We start from the raw sequence: 20,499 nt of genomic DNA, 5'->3' as shown, positions 1-20,499 counted from the left end.
CGCGACAACACACCCTATCAGTTATCAGTCATCAGTCATCAATACTGATTATTCAATATATCTCTGCCACATTTGCGTATAAGCTTTTTCCATTTCACGAGTAAATTGCTTACCATTCCACAAAGGCGATGTTTTTCTTGATTGTTTCAATTTCCAAGCAATCTGCTGTCTTAAGGCTTCATCTTTACCCAAGCGCACACCCCACTCTACATATTCTTCATCAGTCCAAGCAATACCTTCAGTAATCCCAGCATTCATCATCATGGTGTAGCTGTTACGTGCAGCAAATTGTTCACCGACTCGCGTCACCATAGGAATACACATCCACAGAGTTTCTAAAGTGGTTGTAGCTCCATTGTAGGGATAGGTATCTAAGACAATATCAGCAATACCTAAATTCGCTCGGTGAATTGATTCTGAAGGCACACCTGGCAGAAATCGTAGTTTTGAAATGTCTACACCTTCTTCTTCTGCTAACTTATGAAAGAATGTTTTAACCGATTCTTCATCAGATATCCCTTTAATTAAGAAATAGCTATTAGGAACTTCTTTAATAATCCTCAATTGTAATTTTGTGATATCTGGATGTCGTTTAAAGCCTCGCTGACCACAAAAATATACTACTCCATCACTGGGAATATCCAACTGTTCACGAGTTACTGTAGGTACACCTACTTCAAAACCATCCACAGCTATGTATGTTTGAGGTAAACGCCAAATTTTTTCCTTATAGTGTTCCTGTGCTGATTCTGGTAAAACGTAAGGGTCAGCAATAAAATAATCAACCGATGGACTTCCAGAAGCATCCCAACCTAACCAAGTAGCTTGTATTGGTGCAGGTTTGCATTGTATAACTTCACAGGTAGTATCTAAAGTTACGCTATCTAAATCAATTAATATATCAATTTCATCTTCATATATTTTTTCAGCCATAGACCAAATATTTGGTGATTTATAACCTTGATCTGCTTGGTCAATATACCATTGCTGTAAAAAATCATCTTTATTATCTCCACCCATAAAATAGGCATTCACTTGAAAATTATCTCGGTCATGATGTTGAAAAACCCATCTGGCTAACCAACCTACAGAATGTGTCCTTAAACAATAAGATATGTATCCTATTTTTAATTTCTTATTAACTAAATTCTGTTGTTTTCTCTGTAAGTGTCCCTGAGAATATTTTTCTACTTTATCCTGAGCGTAAATAGCATTATTTTGTTTACATAAATTCAAGAGTTGATTTTGAATATTTCTATTTTTACCCACTTCATCTTCAATATAAGATGCAAAATAATTGGCGCTAAACAGCCGGACTGTATGAATTTGCTGTATATCTTGGGGATTTTCTTCTATAAGTGCCGTCAGTAGCTCTTGCTGTTGACGATGTACAGCACAAGATTCTTCCCAATAACCACCAGCGCTAATCAAACCACGTAATATTTGGCGATTTGCAAATACTTTTTCTGGTAATTTATCTACTAAAGAATAAAGCCGTTTAGCAGTTTCCACACCTGAATGGAAATCACCTGAATTTTGGTAAAATCCTGTTAAATGACTTAATACTTCCGTGTTATTTGGATCTAGACGCAAATAAAGATTAGCTAATTTCGCTGCTATCTTTGATTGCCCATGAGAAAAGACAATATCTACAGCTGCGGGCAATATTATACTTCGGAGAGTTTCGAGATTGTCTACAAAATAAGGTAAGCTTGCTTCCAAAAAGTCGTGGGTAGAAGGCTCTAAATATGCAAAATCTAAAATAGTCCGCAAAACTAGGCTTAACAATTCCAAATTAACTTCTATTTGCGGTTCTGACTGGAGTAGCGAAATCAATCCATATTCTTGTAAGTCATCAATTTTATATGTCTTGGCTTCTATTGATAATTGTACAAGATGTAATAAGTTATGTATATCTTTAGGAAAAAGTTCTTTAATACTTTGTCGAATCATCCAAGAAACAGAATATTCTTCTAGCCTTTCTTGGCGTTCGGCTTCTTTGATTAATATTATTCTTAATTCTGCATTTTCATCTCCGTCTTCTTCTGCTTCGTCTTCCATCATTGCCATTAGCCAAGTTGTCTGAGCTTCTACTTCTTGTCCTTGTAACAACAAGATTAACCCTAAATACCAATAGTGGGACTTGACATCAGGTTCTATAGCAATTGCTTGCTCAAAAATGCTAGCAGCCTGAAGATAATTACCTTGGATTAGCAACTCATAACCCTTTTCTTGCCATTTAACTTGAGAATCAATCAAAGCAGTTTTATTCATAACTTCTCACTCAATACATAAAACAAAAGTGAGTAGTCCTGACACCACTCACTTCTACAAAACATCAGCCAGCAATGGCTGTAATTTTCAGAAAAATCAGATAAATTTTTCTTTATCTAGCTAAACTCTTGTAACTTTCTGCACAATCGGTAAGGCTGGTGATGGTGCTTGAGGTGACAGTCTGGATATTATTAAAGTCAGCTACTGATTTAGGATCTGGAGATTCACAAGCTATTGCTACTGTCAGGGCTTCAGAAGTAGCACCGTCGCCTAGTTGAGTACCTACTGCTCCATAGTATGATTTCAAGGCTTTTTTAGAAGCTGAGGCATAAACAATCCCGTACCCAGTAGTTGTAACAACAGAGTAGTAATAGTTTTCAGTTTGGCTTTTAACCCCTACTTGCAAGGTTGACATATCTTTGGCAAAACCTTGGTATTCCAAGAAGTAGGCTTGTTGGGCGCGGTTAATAGTACCGATATTATTTTTAGCTTCAGCTTGTTTTGCTTTGTTTACCTGACCAAGTAATGAAGGTAGTGCGATCGCTGCGAGTACACCGATAATAATTACTACCACTAGCAATTCAATTAAGGTAAAACCTTCATCTTCTTTCTTCTTACGATTGCTGAGGTGATTGAGGAATTTGGCTTGCAATTCTGGCTTAAGCATGGGTTTCTCCTGAGTTTGGGTATAGGATGCGATCGCTCTGTTCTAAAAAGAACTTACCCATTTGCGATCGCTGATCTATCACCTCTGGTAAAAAACTTTCTCCCTATAATTTGATCACCGTAATTACCGCGAAAAAGTCAATTTTTAGAAATAGAAAATAGGCTGGGGAGGATGAGGGGGATGAGGAAGTAATGGCAATAGTTGCTTTGAGTTTTTTATTTCTATCAAAGTCTTCTTTCAACTATTAACATCCGCTGATAAGATAACCATCCGCCTACTACCATTACTAAAGCAAATATTAATAAAAATTTCAAGTGGGATGTAATATCACTGATTTCTTCACCCCTGGCTGAAACAGCTACTAGCGCTACATTCATGTGATAAATTGGGTTAAATTTGGCAATATTCAGTAGTGTTTGGGGAAACAATGAAGTGGGTAAAAATGCCCCGCCAAGAATTAACAAAGGAACTCCAAAAGCTGCTACTAGGGCGTTAACATCTTCGATACGACGAGCTAATTGTGTACCTAAAATAAAGCCTAAACCAACGTAAGCGACAATACTCATTAAAATAATTGCTAGTCCTAACAAAATAGAACCTTTGAAACTAGCACCCCAAAATGCAGCAATAGTATAAATTAATAATGTTTGTCCAAATCCAATGCAAGTATGAGCCAGAAAAATTCCTAAAAAATAGGATGTGCCACTCAAAGGAGAGATAAAAAGGCGTTTGAGAGTTTGTTGTTCTCTTTCTGCAACTACAGTGGCTACACTACCACCCAAGCAGCTAAAAAATAGTGCCGCACCCACTAATGTTGAAGGTGCAGCATATTCAAAAGCAGCGGCGATGGGTAATTTTGCTCGTTCTGTTAAAATAATACCACTGAGAATTAATACCGATATTGGGAAAATAGACCAAAAAATTAAGCTGCGTCTACGGCGCAAAAGTTCAATTAAAATGCGCTGAGTTACAGCTATAGTTTCACGCCAATATTTCATGATTTGGGAATTGGGAATGGGGAATTGGTAATTGGTGATTGGTAATTGGTAATTGGTGATTGGTAATTGGTAATTGGTAATTGGGGAGAAAATAACAACTGACAACTGACAACTGACTGTTTATTCAAAACCTCTGCCCAGTAGTAACTTCTAATCTTACTTCTCCTTGGTCGCTAATTCCCAAGTCACCCCGAATTAGTCCGAAGGGTGAATTTGCACGTACACCGACACCGTAACCAAAACCACTTCCAGGTTTCCCTCTCTGTACACCTGGTTCTCCGAGAACTGTTTTCCCTGAACCAAAATCTGAGGCGAAGTCAGTAAAGAGGACTCCGCCTAAAGACTGGAAAATGGGAAAACGATATTCTACAGAAGCCAAGCCATAACTACGACCACTGGCAACTTTACCAGAACCGTAGCCTCTGACAGAATTTAATCCGCCGATTTCAAAGGCATCAGCTGGTGAAAAATCTCCAATGATTGTGCCAAGTTGTAAATTTACGGCTAATATTTCTGGATTTTCATCTGACTCATTGTTACCCAGCCAGTTGACTGGTAGATACTGGATATAGTTTCCCCGCAGTCGGTTGCTGGAAATATTGCCCAGTCCAATGGGTATGGCTTGTTCTGTACTTAGGGTGACAATTGAACCTTGAGTGGGGTTGTCACGGCGATCGCGATCGTCTTTGGACACTGCAAAGGATAATGTAAATAAGTCATCAATACCAGTACCACTGACAGACAAGGGATTGCCTAATCTATCGACTTGTGCAACATTGAAATCGGCATCGCGTAAACTTATCCTGGTGTAGTTCAAACCAACAGCTGTATCCCAGTCATCTAAAGCGCCTAAAACCGCCACAGAACCACCAAACCTTCCTTCCCGCACTTTGTCGTCGTTAGCTAGTCTTATGTCTTCGTTGAAAGTTTGGGATATATCTCTAGTGCGAAAAGCTTTAATGCTATATCCTAAGCGGTTCGGTTCTCCGGGACGATATGGACTAGTAAATTCAGTATTATATTGAATACCTTTACCGCCTAACTGAAAATTTGCATTGAGTTGATCGTTTAAACCACTGATATTTGCATCTTCATAACCAACTTCACCATACAGCCCAATATCTTCGCTACTGCCACCTCCGAAGTTAACAGCAGGGAAGCGACGCTCTTTAATTCTGTAGATGATATTAACTCCAGTTGCATCTTCTTCAAACAATCCCTTGACTTCATCAAGTGACTCTAATCTCCTGAGTCGTCGCAAGTCTTTTTGAAGAGCATCTTCACTGAATACCTGACCAGGCTTGATTTTTAATAGACCAATGATAAAATCTCTTTGAGTACGTCCTTTAATAGGTTGACCTTTGTCATCAACAGATTGGTCTTTTTCATTCACAAAAATAATTTGGATATTTTTAACAATTCGCTGGGAAAACTCAACAGTCTGGGTACTTTCGACTGTGGGTATTTCTACCGCATTCGGACTGATATAGTTACCATATTTAGCATAGCCCCATGTCACAACACCACCATCCCCATCTTGAGTAGAAGCTTGCATATCTGCAAGCGCCTCTTGATGTTCCCCACCCACCAACATCGCCACTATCAAAACTACAGCTATTTGAATACGCATATTTAAAAACCGCTAGTGTTACTTATTTTACTCAAAGTTAAATGCAAACATCACTATTAGGAACTGCGATCGCGGCAATGTTCAATTGTACAGATATTTTGTAGTTATTCTTCACCCAGTTTGGTAGGAGGCAGGGGTGCAGGGGGGATAAGGGAGATGAGGGAGATGAGGGAGATTGAGGAAGAATAACTTCTTTTTCCAATTCCCAATTCCCCATTCCCAATGCCCCATGCCCAATTCCCAATTCCCAATTCTTTAAGGAACAGTGAGATGAAAAAAATCTTCTAAGTAATTTGCTGGCTAACGGCTATCATTCTGTGTCAGGCATTTATCGTGAACAGTTAATTTTGTAACCAATGAGTCAAGTATTTAATTCACCGGAATCATCTACCATCTCCCGTCGTACCCTAATAAAAGTGTTTGGTATTGGTGCGATCGCAGGAGTAACAGGATACTCCCGGTTTAGCAAGCCAAAACCAACAGTGTTTCAAAAAGATACTCTCAGTCTGCCGTACAAACTCAATCAAGAGAAAAGTGTTGTGGTGATTGGGGGTGGTTTAGCAGGTTTAGCTTGTGCTTACGAATTGAGTCAGCGGGGATTTGCAGTCACACTTTTAGAAAAATCTCCTCAACTAGGTGGCAAAATTGCTAGTTGGTCAATAGAAGCTGTTGGCGAAACCTTCATGATGGAACATGGTTTTCATGGATTTTTTCCCCAATACTATAACTTGAACAGTATAGTTGCAGAGTTGGGAATAAAAGATAACTTTGAATCATTAAATTTTTATTCGGTTCTCTACCGCGATCGCAAATACAAACCTGAGATATTTCGCCCTAGCAGTTCTGCGTTTCCTTGGAACATTGTAGATTTAGCGATCGCTTCTCCTAACCGCTTCAAATGGGGAATCAATCTCACTAAATTAAAGCATTTGCAAGTTTTTCAAGCGATTAGTGGTTTTCAAAGAGAAAAGAATTATCAGCGGTTTGATAGTATATCGGTTGCTGATTGGGTGCAAACAGAGTTTCCCCAAGGTTTGTACGACTTGTATTTTCTCCCTTTTGCCAAATCTAGCTTGAATGCACCAGACACTATGAGTGTGGGAGAACTGATGCAATTCTTCCACTTTTATTTCTTTGGCAACCCTGAAGGCTTGGCTTTTAATGGTACTAAAGATGATATGGGTACAAGTTTAGTACAACCTATTGTCAGGGCAATTCTGAATAATGGTGGTACAATTATTACTGGTGCGAATGTAAGTGAAGTTACTGCTTTAGACGAGAATATTGATGGATTGAAATATTATCGCAGTGGCAGTCAAAATAATGTTGCCTTTTGGGTAAAACAAAATGCTGATGTAGAGACAAATAATACCACATCTCTACAATATTTTGGTGCAGCTGATGAAATGTTTGCTGTCACACCTGATAGTCAAGCAGCAATTTCTCTTACCTGCACTCACCAAGGTTGTACTGTGCAGATGGCAGACGATGGTAAATTTCATTGCCCTTGTCATGGGGCAGTTTTTGCTGCTGATGGTAAAGTTTTAAAAGGGCCTGCTCAAAGAGATTTATCTAAATTTGAAATAGTGCAACGACAAGCTGATGAGTTGCAACTTGTGGCAACAAATCAGGAATCAGCATCACCAGAGATCATCAAAGCAGATTATTATGTCTTTGCAACCGATGTGCCGGGAGTGCAACAACTGTTTAAACGAGTGAGTGGCGATGTAGATCAAAAAGTGCGATCGCAAGTAGAAAAGTTGAGTATCGCCGATCCATTTGCTGTTTGTCGTTTCTGGTTTGACCGTGATTTTGCTTGGAAACAGAGTAATTTTACTTCTTTGTCTGGCTACCAATTAACTGACAGTATCACCCTTTATCATCGCATTCAAGAACAATTCATCGACTGGGCACAACGCACTGGTGGTAGTGTTGTGGAGTTACATGCCTATTGCTATAAACAGCAAGAATTCCCAACTCAACAAGCGTTGTTAACAGCTTTTGAAAGGGAACTCTATGAAATTGTGCCTGAATTAAAGCAAGCAAATCTACTGCATCGAGAATTAGTAAATCAACATAACTTTTCTGGATATCCGCCCAACAGTTATGCACAACGTCCAGAAACTAGCACCAGCATTTCTAACTTATTGTTTGCAGGAGATTGGGTAAAAATGCCTTTTCCTTGTGGCTTAATGGAACGGGCAGTTAGTAGTGGCTTGTTAGCAGCCAATGAGATTTTATCTCGTGAGGGTTTGCAGAGGCGATCGCTTTTCTCTGTGAATCCAGAAGGATTGTTACAAATTTAGTGCATTGGGAATTGGGAATTGGGAATTGGGAATTGGTTTTTACTATTACCCATTACCCATTACCCATCTCCCTTATCCCCCTCATCTTCCTCATCTACTCGCACCAGGCAATACACGAATATCTCCAGGAACTCTCACGATTGTTTTGCGTTGAAAATATTCGCGGGAATAGTAATTTTGCCGACCGCTATTATCTAAAAATTGGGTATAGCCTTGTAACATTACCTCTTTGCCAGTAGCAGATAATGTTAAGAAAGAATTGGCAAAACCTTGATTGTAGTTAGCTGTTGCATATTTATGATCGGAGTCTTGTACATTCAGACCGTAGGTAATTAATGATGTGGTTCCCCAATCACAATCTGTAGGATGGCATTGGCCAAAAACTTGAATCTTTAATTGATTGCCACCTGCGGAAGTAATCACTAAACGAGTTACACCACGAGTATTAGCATCTTTATTTACCCAAGTACCAATAAAATCAGCAGGCGCAGCCATCGCAGGACTTACTAAACCAGCAGTTAAAGCTACGCTAGCAGCAGCAAGAGTTAAAGAACGTTTCAACATTTTAGTAACACTCCATTAGTAATAATTTTTTAGCTTTGCAAGCTGTAATAAAATATTTGAAATTGGGAATTGGGAATTGGGAATTGGGAATTGGGCATTGGGCATTGGGCATTGGGAATTGTTATTAGAGTTATTTCCCCCCATCTCCCTCATCTCCCCCATCTCCCCATCTCCCTCATCTCCCTCATCTTCCCATCTCCTCATCTTCCCAGCCACTTACCGCCATTTCTCACTCCAGGCACCTGTGACATCAAACCCACCAGGAACAGAATTGAATTTCAATGAACCCCAATTAAATGTGTTACAAATAGGGCCAAAACCAGCGCCACAAATATCACCAGCACCATAGCTTTTAAAAGAACGAGTTCCTATGTGGGAATAAGTGGAACCTCCCCAGTTACCATTACCAAACCAAGTGGTGTTTTTTGGCCCAACAGTCAAAACACAACGTAAACCTCTGCCTTGACGATTTCCTGTCAGGTCAGAAACTTTGTATTCGTCGAAATATCCTCCACAAGTTTGTGGTCTAGGTAAAGGATTGTAGTTGGTCGAGTTGACTAATCGCCATTCTTCATTCCATGCACCAGTAACACGAATTCGGGAACCAAGGATTTGTACTTTCAGGTTTCCTGGAAAGTTGTTGTTAATATCTTCACCGTTACCGTGAATATCTGAAGCGAAACCAATCAGGTTTGAACCTCTATAAATAGCTTGTCCAACATGGCGGTAGGTTGCACCACCCCAATTGCCTTCGCCGTACCATGCTAATCTGGGAATCCTACTTTGTCCTGGTTGACCTTCAGAGAATTTGACGCAACGAATACCAAATCCTTGGCGGTTATCTAGAGGTTTGACAACGTAAGTACGAAGATGGGGGCCACAATTAAAGCTTGGTGCTTGTGTCAACTGCAAATTTTGTAATATGGGTACTTGAGCAAAAACACTAGTTGCTGTCGATAGCGCCACCATACTTCCTAATGTTAAAGATTTCATTGTTAGCCGAAACATGATTCTCATTCCTTGTAGTAAAGTTTTTGCAGGTGTCTTTTAACGCCTTCACTGTTCCTATAGGTCGGCTGATTATTTTTTATGCAACCTCGGCAAAGCATTATTGAAATTTTTTCAACTTTTGTGCAATTTGACGCCGATCGCTTCAGTGGTTGGGCGATAGAATCAAAATTGCGTCGCAGTATGCAAAGTTGTCTTAACCACACGCCAAAAGAAACTTCTGAGTATTTTTGGGCTTTGTATTGGTATAAATTTCTGCAAAATTCTGAAACTAAACTGCTGGCGAAGCAGCATCTGACCGCTTATCTGCAAGAACCTTGTTATTGGACATCCCAAAAAACTGCTGCTAGCTTTGTGAGTTCACAGTACAAGCTTTCAGACTGTTTTCAGATTGCGATCGCCCAAGTGGATAGAGTTCTGAAAAATTTTAATCCCAGTCAAACCAGTACTCTGAGAAACTACGCCAGCATCATCTTCAGTAGTGCTATTCGGGAAATTTTGCGTCAACGTGGTGAAGTTGATATCTGTACAGATTGGGGTCTGTTACGAAAAATCTCACTTAAGCGTTTAACTGAGTCTTTAGAAAATGCTGGGTTATCAAAGGACATGATTAACGCTTACGTCCTAGCTTGGAATTGTTTTAAAAGCTTGTATGTTCCCACAAAAGCCAGTACTTCTCGCCAACTTACAAAGCCTGACAATGAAACTTGGGAAGCGATCGCCAAAGCTTACAATTCCCAAAGTAGTCAAAAAGAAAATCCCCAAGAGTTAGAAAAGTGGCTGCTAAGTGCTGCCAAAGCCGCACGCAAGTATCTTTACCCTACGCCAGATTCTCTAAATATATCTCAAGGTAGTGATGATTCCTGGGAATTACTCGATAATCTACCAGGAAACCAACAACAATCCCTAATTAATGAAATTGTTGCCCAAGAAGAAGAACAAACCAGAACTTCCCAGCAAGCTGATATTCAAAAAGTGTTAGTTGCTGCGATCGCTCAACTCGAACCGCAAGTACAACAAATATTACAACTATACTACTCAGAAAATTTGAATCAAGACTCAATTGCCAAACAATTAGACATGAAACAATACACCGTTTCACGGCGACTCACAAAAGCAAGAGAAACTTTGCTGAAGTCTTTGGCAACTTGGAGTCAAGACACTCTGCATATTACAGTCACTCCAGACCTATTGGTAAGTATGAGTGCTGTGATGGAGGAATGGATGCACAATTACTACGCTGTAAGTCGTTGACTGAATAACTGATGACTGTCAATCATCAGTATGATAAGTTATATAATATACGGTATTTTCAGTGTATCTTTTCCATAATCTATCCTAAAACGGACTTGCATGTCTGTTTTACCGGGGAACAGAAGTCCCTGGTTGCCCCAAAACAAACTTAATTCCCCGGAGTAACCCTATGACTGCTAACACCATATTTAGTTTTGCTACAACAGACCTAATTTTAGAAATCCCTACGGCTACACAAAATCAAGCCAATTTTCATTTTCAATCTTTTTCTCATCCTACTTCTGGTTATCAAGCTTATTTAAATGAACTTTGCCTGGGTGCTGTTTTGCCTTGGTTAAGGGAGGATTTCACACCCCAAGCAAAGGTTTGGCCTAATACCACTGCTTTATCTAGTTTTTGGGAACTAGTGAGTGGAACCGCAATCACACTGGACGCAACTCGCTTAATTTTGGTTCTTAGCGAAACTATTGATTTAAGTGAATTACGAGTCCCGCAAGAATGGGTGGATTTACCGAATTGGGCTGGTGATTATTATTTAGCTGTACAAGTAGATCCAGATGAAGGGTATGTGAGAGTTTGGGGCTACTGTACTCATGCCCAACTCAAGAATAAAGGTAATTATGATGCCAGCGATCGCACTTATGTTGTTGATGCTAGTGATATAGTTACTGATATTAGTGTGTTAGCTGTAGTGTGGGAATTTTGTGCCGATGAAGCTACACGCTACGCGATTCCCGAAATACCAACCCTACCACAAGCACAAGCACAAAACCTGATTGCGCGTTTGGCAAATCCAGAAATCATTAACCCCCGCTTGGCTATTCCTTTTCAGTTATGGGGAGGATTAATTGCACATGGCGGTTGGCGGCAAAGTTTATATGAACGACGTTTGGGATTACCAGAACAGCGTTCAGTGATTGAATGGTTGCAAAGTAGTGTTTCTGACATTGCTTGTGCTATCGGTTGGGGGCGCTTGAATCTGCAATTGAGTGCGGCTGGGGCGAAGAGTGCAGAACAAAGACAACCAGGAGTAACTTTATCACGGCAACTAGCGATCGCTGGTCAATCTTACGAACTGTCCATTACACCCCAAGGTGAACCAGACGCACCATATTGGCGCTTTGAGTTGCGTAACGCCATTGTGGGTGCATTCATTCCTGGGGGTTTTAAACTCAGGCTACTCACCGAAGATTTACAGCCTTTCCCCAACAACGAAGATATCGCCACAACCGCTGTAGAACAGCTTTACGTCGAAGTTGCCTTAGAACCCCAAGAAGGCATAGTCTGGGAAATAGAACCACTTCCCGAAAACTATGATCGAGAAATTCTGAAATTTTAAGCTTTGTATTTCCCTGCTTGACATATTAGTGTGGTGAAGGAACCATTCTAGAAATCCACCCCACACTACAAAGTCATGAGAGAAAAACACAAACAACAAATGCGTACTTGGGCGATGTTGTGTCATATCTCGGCTTTATTGGCGTGGATATTATTGTTTTCTCTGGTATTTATTGGCATTCCTTTATACTTGCCGTTGAATGTTTTAATACCATTGATAATTTGGCGATTTAAAAAATCTCAATATTCTTGGATTGATTTTCAAGGTAAAGAATCTTTAAATTTCCAAATTTCCTTGACATTATATATTTTACTAATAATCATTGTCTCCTTGTTACTAATGTTAGTTAGCATTGGTCTGGCAGTGACTACAAATGGTGCTTTAAATGTAGTAGAGACAGTTTTCAATACTTTACTGATGAGTTGGATGTGGGTAATTATAATATTAATGTTATTACAAGGGTTTTTAGTCAGTTTCGCTGCTATCAAAGCATATAAAGGTGAGCATTTTCGTTATCCTGTGACAATACGAGTTTTGCGTTAAAAATTGAACTGATTTTGGGTGGTTGAGAGGTAAAATATTTAACCACAAAGGCACAAAGGCACTAAGAGAAATAATTGCTGTATGCAGTTTATGATGGTTACTGATTTACAGTAATATCAATTAAATAAGTATCGGAGTAAAAATAATATGATTGGTGTGGCTGTTGTTGGCACTGGCTTTGGTCAAAAAGTCCACATTCCCGGATTTAAAGACCATCCTCATACTGAAGTAGTTGCTGTTTATCATCGAGATATTCATCAAGCCAAAGCAATAGCAGAAACTCATAATATTGCCCACGCCTGCGATACAATTGCAGATATTGTTGAATTACCAGAAGTACAAGCAGTCAGCATTTCTACACCACCATTTTTGCACTATGAAATGGCAAAAATAGTACTGCAAGCTGGAAAACATTTATTATTAGAAAAGCCTGTAACTTTAAATGTATCTCAGGCGCAAGAACTTTATGAATTAGCCCAAGCCAAAAATGTAATTGCTACAGTAGATTTTGAGTTTCGCTTTGTACCAGGATGGCAATTATTCTCAGAACTGTTGTCAGAAGGTTATGTGGGTAACAAGCGGCTAATTAAAATTGATTGGTTAGGTTCTTCTCGTGCAGATGCTTCCCGCCCTTGGAACTGGTATTCTAGCAAAGATAAGGGTGGTGGTGCATTGGGGTCTTTGGGTTCCCACGCCTTTGATTATATTCATTGGTTATTCGGGCCAGTACGGAGATTAAACGCCCACTTAAGTACAGCCATTCCCGCACGAGTTGACCCTGCTAGCAACGAATTAAAACCAGTGGATAGTGATGATACCTGCGTGTTAACACTGGAATTGGCAGATGGAACACCTTGCCAAGTGACCATCAGCGCTGTTGTTTACGCACCTAGAACACATTGGGTAGAAGTTTATGGCGATCGCGGTACTTTAGTTGTAGGCAGTGAAAATCAAAAAGATTACATACATGGATTTCGTGTCTGGGGTTCCCAACCTGGAAAACCTCTGGGCGAAATTGAAATACCCAGTCCCTTGGAATTTGGGCAACATTACGCTGATGGACGAATTTCTGCGTTTATCCGTGTCATAGACCAATGGGTAAAAGCAATTGAAACTCAACAACAAACAGTACCATCGTTGCGAGAAGGAGTTTATTCTCAATTGTTGATGGATTTAACCCATAAATCCCATGAAACAGGCAGTTGGGTAGATGTACCCTCGTGATCTAGATTTGTCAACGGTGCAGACGATGGGAACATTAAAATTTCTACAGCCAGTGCTTAGGATAAGTCCTCTCTTCTGCCAAGTTATTGAAAACCACGGCACAGAGTACCAAAATAATAGAACCTTCTAGAGCAGGTGTTAGCAGAAATTGCCAGGAAGCCTTTGTCATCATCACGACTAGTGCAACTGCTCCCGAAGGTGGGTGTACAGTTCTAGTAAGCTGCATCATCCCTATAGCTGTCGCCACTGCCATTCCCATTGTCCAAGGTGACGAACCGAATACATGGAGAACAATTAAGCTGACTAAGGCAGCTACCAGATTACCACCGATCACATTACGAGGTTGAGCTAAAGGACTGTCCGGTACACCAAATATTAATACACTGGTAGCACCAAACGGAGCCATAAGTAGAGGAGAATTAGTTTTTACAGACAGGTAAGCCGTTGCTGCTATTGCTAGGAAACTACCAAGCCAACTCCAAAAAATATGTCTGTGGTGAGGTTTTTCTACAGGGCATGTTAGAGGACACGAACGCCAGGTTCCAGTTATTTTAAACCAATAATTCTGCCATTTCAGGTAAAAGTTTTTGTAATTCAACAGCTTGAGATAACTATAATTAGTTCGCCTTTTGGGTAAATTTCCTTTCATAAATTTCACAAAAATAAATAAGCAGCACCTTAAAAAAATTAGCTGCACAATTCGGTTCTAGCTACATCTAAAATATGAGGAATAAACAAACCGAGCTATTCCAAGTTTGTTAGCAAAATACTATCTTCAATTTGCTCTTAGACTGAAGATAACAACGCAGATAGCACGAAGTTTCTATCTGGTAGACAAGGTATCTACTAGATCATTCAACATTTTAAGAACAAGATTTACATAGACCTATTAATGCCAATTTAATAAGTTCGATAGAATATTGCTAATGTCATGATTCCTTAACATAATACCATCAAGGTATCTTTAAAATTTATATACAAAGCATCCAACATATATAAAAAAACTATTTTTTTGATAAGATTTATTTATAATTTTCTATATCAGTTTCAAAAATTCCTTGTGATGGCAGTGGAAGCATGGTTTAGGACAGTGCTGATTGTTCAAGCCTTGATGCAGGGAAACCTGTTCACCTCATGCAAATTAGTGTAAAGTTATTTGCTAGTAAACACTTCCGGGATAATACAGGCGATCGCTTGCTATTTTCTACATCTCTATAGTATAATTGTACTATAAAAGACCCTAATTAAATTAACCCCACCTTACAGGTGGGGTTTTGTTTAGTACTTGGTTAAATAAAAATGCCTCTTGCAGTTATTTATAGCGTTTGTGCAAGATATTAAGATTCAGTTTAGAGTTTAGTACTCTGAATTAGTATTAAGCGATAAGCAATGGATTATCAGATGCAATTGTACCATCAGCCGTCAGACTATTAGCTTTTTGATAAGCTATTAGCGCCTTTTTAGTAACTGAACCAAACATACCATCTACTGCTCCTGGGTCGAATTCTAAATGACCTGAATCTTGAGCAACTTTTTTCAAAGCTTGCTGTAACTTCTTCACCTTCGGCCCAATACGTCCTTCCTGAAGTGCTACAGCAGTAACAGTTTCAGCCTTAAGACGATCTAATGTACCATTGAATCTATTGCGGTCTACATTACCTGAGATACCTGGAAAACCAGTTTGGTCACCTTTATATTGGTGGAAAGTGTGAAGCTTCCAACCGCCTGGAATACTGGGAGTGTCAGTGTGGTAATGTGCAATCCACAGGTCATAATCAGCAAAGCGTGAGGTGTTCTTTAAGGTCTCTTGCCAAAAACTAGGCCCTGTATAGATAATTGGCTTGTAACCTGTAGCAGTTTCGACAGCAGTTAAGATCTCAGCAATACAGTCGAGCCTTTGTGCCAAAGTCAAATCATGCCAATGATCTGTATTGCCATGATTATAATAATCTGGCTCAATATCTACAACTGGTGGAAGATCACCTGGTTCAATTTCTAAATCTTGGGCAAACATTTTTACCTGCGGCTGAATATCCTCAGAGGGACGAAAGAACAAATATGCCCCACGGATAATACCTGCTGCCTTGATGGCAGGCCAGTAAGATGAAAATTTGTCATCTTTCTTATTGCCACCATAATTTACTCTAGCGAAAGCAAAACGAATACCCTGACTTTTAACTTTGTTCCAGTCGATACTCTTGCTGAATTCAGCAACATCGATACCTTCAACTGACATAGATTGTCAATCCTTGTATGTAAGAAGACTTAGTTAATTACAAACCAATATCAAGCTTTTCCAGAAAGTTTCTACGTTGCAGGAAAAATAAGCAAAATATTTATAAACTTGCGTCAAAATAGGGAGTGAGGAGTAGGGAATATTCCTATTTCATGTTTGGTTGTGGGATTTTCCTATGATTGACTGACTTGTTAATGCTGGAGTGTAGTTAGCGCGGCTGAAATTCTACTTCTTGTTCCAGAATTCTAATGTTGTAGTTGCCAAAGAAATCATGCCCTAGCAGTCCAACAATTCCATTTGGGGCGATCGCTACTTCCAAATTGTTGGCTACAACTCCTCCTGCTGCTATGGATTTTACCTTACCAGTTGAAAATTGTACTTGGCTACCATCGGCAATTTGAGCTTTCATGATACCTGTAGTTTTGAGTTTGAGTGTACTAGCCATTTGTTGAGTAATCACTGTGCCAGTAGCACCAGTGTCTACAATCATCTCAAAGGTTTTTTTGCCGTTGAAGGTAACATCAATTATAGGAGTTCTGCCAAGACGGCGTTTAATAGGAATCCGAAAAACTCTGTTATCTGAAGATTGTGAAGCTGTCTTTGTAACACCGCAAAGATTTGTTAATTCAATGGTTGTACCAGTAGAATTTACCATGAAGCATACTCCTGGATCTTCAGCAGTTGCCTGGTGGGGATATGCTAAAAACATCAGCGTTGGCATTACCGCTATGAAAGCTAGTTTACTATTAGTAATCCAACCCTTACAAGCATCTTTCATGTTATCCTATCCTCATCTTTTTATCATATTGCTTGACAAATAAAAATCCACTAAATCGACTTGATAAATGATGTTCATTATCTATAGTCAGTGAAATCAAACACAATATTAATTCAAGCATTTTCTAATCAAGGTTAAAATATTGGCATAATTCATGTAGGAAATGCTATCTAATTGTTTGGATAGTTCATCCCAAACAATTATCATTTACTCAGAAGATGTCTATCAAATATCAAGAATTTTGATTAGTAGAAAAATATAAGTACAGTCAGCATTGAGCAAAGCCGAAAATACTATGTTTTTCGTTTTATAAGACACCCTAAAGCCAACATTCGAGCTTTAAATACAACGTTTCAAGCATCCTGCAAAAAGTCTTTAGAGGTATAAGCCTTTGTTTTTTAGGGTTAAAGGATAGCAAAAAATAATTTATACTTTTTCAACATTCTTTCAGAACATTTACTGAGCGTTTATGGTATTTTTACGAGTTTTTATCATATTTTTTTAAAGTTTACTGAATATATAATACCCGTGAATACCCATTGATAAATTAAAGATTAAATAAAGACATGATGAAACGACTTAGCATAATAGACTGTGTTGTGTTAGCCACGGAACATACTTAGGTAGACTATTTGCCAAGCTAGGCGTAGAAAGAGATAGCGATCGCAATCAGGGACTTCTAGATAAAAAATATTCCATCGCAGAGGAAGCACAGGAAGCAAAGACAGCACTCAGCATGAGGGCACTTTGCTATATGACAAATAAAAAATATCCCGCTGTTCACAGTCAACCGTCAATAGCCATCAGTCATAGCGAGGGCGCGATCGCCCTCTACCGAAAGCCTTTGCAACTAGCGTTGGACAGTTAACAACTTCAAGCGGGATAATTTATTTGTTGGAGTTCTTTAATTTGTCGCCTTGTCAGCAGATTGACTCGATTGGGCTAAATATATACCGAGTAAAATAACTATAAAAGTTATCCAATCATAAAAACTTACCTCTTCATTGAAAATCAGCCAAGCAAACAAAGAAGCAAGGACTGGCTCAAAAAGCAGCGTCACGGCAACAACTCCTGAGGATAATTTACTGAGGCTGTAAGCCAAAAGTCCTTGACCAAACACTTGACAGAAAAGGGCTTGGAAAATTATGAAAAACCAACCCATGCTGGTATAGGGAAGCAATCTGTTTTCGACCACAGGTAGGACAGGCAACAAAAACATTGCTGTGACTCCGCAGCGCCACAGCATAATTGTAGCAGTGCTAAATCGGGTTCTGAGCCGTTCTACCAGCATCAAGTATGTGGCCATAAAAATCGCTGTTAGTAAAGCAAGCCCATCACCCAATATTTGATCAGTCGCCAATTGTACTTTATTCAGTTCAAAAGCGATCGCTCCACCTACAGCCATAACCATACCGACCACAAATCTGTGATCAAAACGCCGACCGAATACCAAGTACCCTACCAAGCCAACGAATAAAGAGTTTAAATTAGACAGTAAAGCCACGTTAGCAACACTGGTTTGAGTAAGTGACCAAGCCCACAAGAGAAAGTACGTAGTCCCCGCAGTTCCCATACAGAACAATAATGCCAGTTCTCCTTTAGTCAAAGGCTTCTGTTCTATGGGTTGGTTATTAGACTTTTGGCTAGATACAGCTTCGAGTCCGCACCATAAACCGAAGATGATTGTAGCGATCCAAGCACGATGAAATGCTACAGCGTTTGCACCAATTTCGCGTTCGCATAATTTGGTCAAGACTGGTGCCAAAGATATCGGAACTAGAGCGACAAATAATGAGGCAGTTCCTAGTAAAGCTGATTTTTTGGACAACTGCTGTTGTGATAATTCCAGTTTAGCTGTCATAACTTGGTGGCGAATGGGTTGGCAATAGTTGTGGTGATTATTTGAATCAAGTCTTTGTATATTTAAATTTTGCAACGAACAGTAGAAAAAAGCGACTAGTAGTCCGCTAACCCCAAATTGCTCTTGTCGGTCTAGGGAAAGGTCAAACAGATAAAACAACTTTCCCCTTTACCCTGCCAAGAGAACTTGGCGAAGCACTAGTTGCTCTTTAGTTGGTTAAGTGAAGTAGAACATAGAATTGAATATCGATCACAGTGGTTCGACACTCAGTAACTACGCCACCAAGAAAATCGCAGATATGAGTCATCTACGTCTTTCAGTATATTTTTAGTAAATCATCCTAGCTCATCTACATCAATGGCGATCGCTCCTACTATAGCGATAAGGATGACACTCATAAAAATGTAGTGCTGACTACCAAAGTAGTGTTTTGAACCACTTTTGCTGTGATAATTCCAATTTCTTTGTCATTATACTCAAGGAAGAAAAGTAAGAAAAGTAGGAAAAGTGAGAAAAGTACCAACTCTAAACTTGAGAATATTTTATAAATATATTAGGTTTTTATTTATTTTGGCGTTGAAAATTTGGGGGATGATTTAGCAATCAACGCTCATCTCTTCCCCTGCGTCCCCAGCCTTCTCAGCTAGCCCAATTTATTCCACTGTTACCCAACGCTTACTTATTTTATCTTGGTTTGCACCTATGGACTAAATAGGGGGTTCTCAGAGACTTTTACAGTGTACTGGCGATCGCGGTTATGAAAATCAGATAAATTCGCAAACCGTGATTGAGTAAGCCTGTACTAACAATACTTAAACATCTTTGAGACAAAAATAAAACTTATACAGGGTAAGGGAAATACACTAAATACCTCTAAATGGCTGAAACCCAAATGTACCAACAAACAAAGCAAAAGGATGTCAAAGTCTTTCTATAATATATGTTTTAAGACTTACATCATATTATATGATATTTATAAGTAATTCATGAATTGCTCCTATATGGCAAAAATAAAGATTGTAGCTGTTGTTTGCAAAGCCAGATTATTTATCTACAAATTTACATAATACAACAGTTTTAAATCATTAGTGTGTGAAAAACAACATTCCTACTTTCTTGTAAAATTAGGGAATTTGAGTATTATAATTTTTATTAATCAAATATTATTTATATAACAAAAATTAACTATAAATTCTTATTCATATAATATAATGCTATTTGACGACAAAAATTTGAATTTGTAAAATCAAGTTCAAGCTAAAGTATAAGTATTTACAGACTTGATAAACTTGATAACAAGGCTTAATCAAGTTTATCAACTAGAGTAAATAGTAACTTTAGAAATTTGCAAATTTGGCTTTTAAGTTAGTAAAAAAATATGTCTTTAAATGTTGAAGTTTTAGAGCAGAGTTTTCAGCAGGTTAAACCACGTGCATCAGAATTTGTAACCAGCTTCTACGATCACCTGTTCATAGCTCACCCAGAGGTGAAACCACTGTTTGCCAACATTGATATGGCAAGGCAACACAAAATGCTGTTAAATGCTTTGGTATTGGTAGTAGAAAACCTTCGCAAACCAGAAGTATTAGGGCAAGCACTCAAAGGTTTAGGAGCTAGACATGTCGGGTATGGAGCTAGTCCCCAACATTATGGTGCAGTAGGCGAAGCTCTACTTGTGACTTTTGAGGAGTATCTCCAGCAAGATTGGACTCCTGAAGTGAAGCAAGCTTGGCTAGGTGCATTTGAAGTGATTGAAGCTGAGATGCTTCAAGGTGCAGGTGAAGTACCATCCATAGCATAAATTAAAAAAAGCCAGC

At 39.1% G+C, this 20,499-nt stretch carries 17 protein-coding genes; 6 read left to right on the top strand and 11 right to left on the bottom strand.

The features are described from left to right. Positions 1-48: 48 nt before the first annotated feature. The 5 genes from I8748_RS21960 to I8748_RS21940 form a co-directional block, all read right to left on the bottom strand. Complete coding sequence (locus tag I8748_RS21960; RefSeq protein ID WP_198126673.1) at positions 49-2,274, bottom strand: O-linked N-acetylglucosamine transferase, SPINDLY family protein; 2,226 nt, start codon at positions 2,272-2,274, stop codon at positions 49-51. Between the two features lie 112 nt (positions 2,275-2,386). Beyond that, a complete protein-coding gene (locus I8748_RS21955; RefSeq protein ID WP_198126672.1) occupies positions 2,387-2,941 on the bottom strand; it encodes a type IV pilin-like G/H family protein in 555 nt (184 codons plus the stop codon). Positions 2,942-3,165: 224 nt separating this feature from the next. After that, positions 3,166-3,939 (bottom strand): ABC transporter permease, encoded by a 774-nt coding sequence (locus I8748_RS21950; RefSeq protein WP_198126671.1) that lies wholly within the window; start codon positions 3,937-3,939, stop codon positions 3,166-3,168. 124 nt (positions 3,940-4,063) lie between these two features. Beyond that, positions 4,064-5,569 (bottom strand): BamA/TamA family outer membrane protein, encoded by a 1,506-nt coding sequence (locus I8748_RS21945; RefSeq protein WP_198126670.1) that lies wholly within the window; start codon positions 5,567-5,569, stop codon positions 4,064-4,066. Positions 5,570-5,606: 37 nt separating this feature from the next. Then, entirely contained in the window at positions 5,607-5,786 is a 180-nt protein-coding gene (locus I8748_RS21940) for a hypothetical protein (RefSeq protein ID WP_198126669.1), read from the bottom strand. A gap of 139 nt (positions 5,787-5,925) precedes the next feature. On the opposite strand from I8748_RS21940, the gene I8748_RS21935 reads away from it, so the two are divergent. Continuing rightward, the gene (locus tag I8748_RS21935) at positions 5,926-7,875 is read left to right on the top strand and encodes an FAD-dependent oxidoreductase (RefSeq protein WP_198126668.1); all 1,950 of its coding nucleotides are present in this window, start codon (positions 5,926-5,928) and stop codon (positions 7,873-7,875) included. 90 nt (positions 7,876-7,965) lie between these two features. On the opposite strand, the gene I8748_RS21930 is transcribed toward I8748_RS21935, so the two are convergent. Both I8748_RS21930 and I8748_RS21925 read right to left on the bottom strand, forming a co-directional pair. After that, positions 7,966-8,439, bottom strand: coding sequence for a hypothetical protein (locus I8748_RS21930; protein WP_198126667.1), 474 nt, complete (start codon positions 8,437-8,439; stop codon positions 7,966-7,968). A 216-nt stretch (positions 8,440-8,655) separates the two neighbouring features. Further along, on the bottom strand, positions 8,656-9,447 hold the full coding sequence (locus I8748_RS21925) for a hypothetical protein (protein ID WP_198126666.1): 792 nt from the start codon (positions 9,445-9,447) through the stop codon (positions 8,656-8,658). An 81-nt stretch (positions 9,448-9,528) separates the two neighbouring features. On the opposite strand from I8748_RS21925, the gene I8748_RS21920 reads away from it, so the two are divergent. The 4 genes from I8748_RS21920 to I8748_RS21905 all read left to right on the top strand — a co-directional run bounded on the left by I8748_RS21920 (position 9,529) and on the right by I8748_RS21905 (position 13,807). Next, positions 9,529-10,701 carry a sigma-70 family RNA polymerase sigma factor gene (locus I8748_RS21920; RefSeq protein ID WP_198126665.1) on the top strand — a complete coding sequence of 391 codons (1,173 nt, stop codon included), beginning with the start codon at positions 9,529-9,531 and terminating at the stop codon, positions 10,699-10,701. Positions 10,702-10,870: 169 nt separating this feature from the next. Then, positions 10,871-12,040: a DUF1822 family protein gene (locus I8748_RS21915; RefSeq protein ID WP_198126664.1), complete on the top strand. Its 1,170-nt coding sequence runs from the start codon at positions 10,871-10,873 to the stop codon at positions 12,038-12,040. A gap of 75 nt (positions 12,041-12,115) precedes the next feature. Continuing rightward, a complete protein-coding gene (locus I8748_RS21910; protein WP_198126663.1) occupies positions 12,116-12,583 on the top strand; it encodes a DUF4870 domain-containing protein in 468 nt (155 codons plus the stop codon). A gap of 147 nt (positions 12,584-12,730) precedes the next feature. Continuing rightward, the gene (locus I8748_RS21905) at positions 12,731-13,807 is read left to right on the top strand and encodes a Gfo/Idh/MocA family protein (protein ID WP_198126662.1); all 1,077 of its coding nucleotides are present in this window, start codon (positions 12,731-12,733) and stop codon (positions 13,805-13,807) included. Positions 13,808-13,850: 43 nt separating this feature from the next. Here the strand turns inward: I8748_RS21905 and I8748_RS21900 are convergent, their stop codons facing one another. From I8748_RS21900 to I8748_RS21885, 4 genes are all read right to left on the bottom strand, one after another. Continuing rightward, on the bottom strand, positions 13,851-14,456 hold the full coding sequence (locus tag I8748_RS21900; protein ID WP_225896508.1) for an HPP family protein: 606 nt from the start codon (positions 14,454-14,456) through the stop codon (positions 13,851-13,853). Positions 14,457-15,182: 726 nt separating this feature from the next. Continuing rightward, a complete protein-coding gene (locus tag I8748_RS21895; RefSeq protein ID WP_198126661.1) occupies positions 15,183-16,043 on the bottom strand; it encodes a GH25 family lysozyme in 861 nt (286 codons plus the stop codon). A gap of 208 nt (positions 16,044-16,251) precedes the next feature. Next, on the bottom strand, positions 16,252-16,821 hold the full coding sequence (locus I8748_RS21890; RefSeq protein WP_198126660.1) for a retropepsin-like aspartic protease family protein: 570 nt from the start codon (positions 16,819-16,821) through the stop codon (positions 16,252-16,254). Between the two features lie 904 nt (positions 16,822-17,725). Next, on the bottom strand, positions 17,726-18,682 hold the full coding sequence (locus tag I8748_RS21885) for a DMT family transporter (RefSeq protein WP_198126659.1): 957 nt from the start codon (positions 18,680-18,682) through the stop codon (positions 17,726-17,728). 1,378 nt (positions 18,683-20,060) lie between these two features. On the opposite strand from I8748_RS21885, the gene I8748_RS21880 reads away from it, so the two are divergent. Then, positions 20,061-20,483 (top strand): globin family protein, encoded by a 423-nt coding sequence (locus tag I8748_RS21880; protein WP_198126658.1) that lies wholly within the window; start codon positions 20,061-20,063, stop codon positions 20,481-20,483. The last annotated feature ends 16 nt before the right edge of the window (positions 20,484-20,499 follow it).

Source organism: Amazonocrinis nigriterrae CENA67 (assembly GCF_016056305.1).
Lineage (GTDB): Bacteria > Cyanobacteriota > Cyanobacteriia > Cyanobacteriales > Nostocaceae > Amazonocrinis > Amazonocrinis nigriterrae.
Note: the sequence above shows the minus strand (reverse complement) of the source record. Positions and strands in the feature narration are given on the sequence as shown.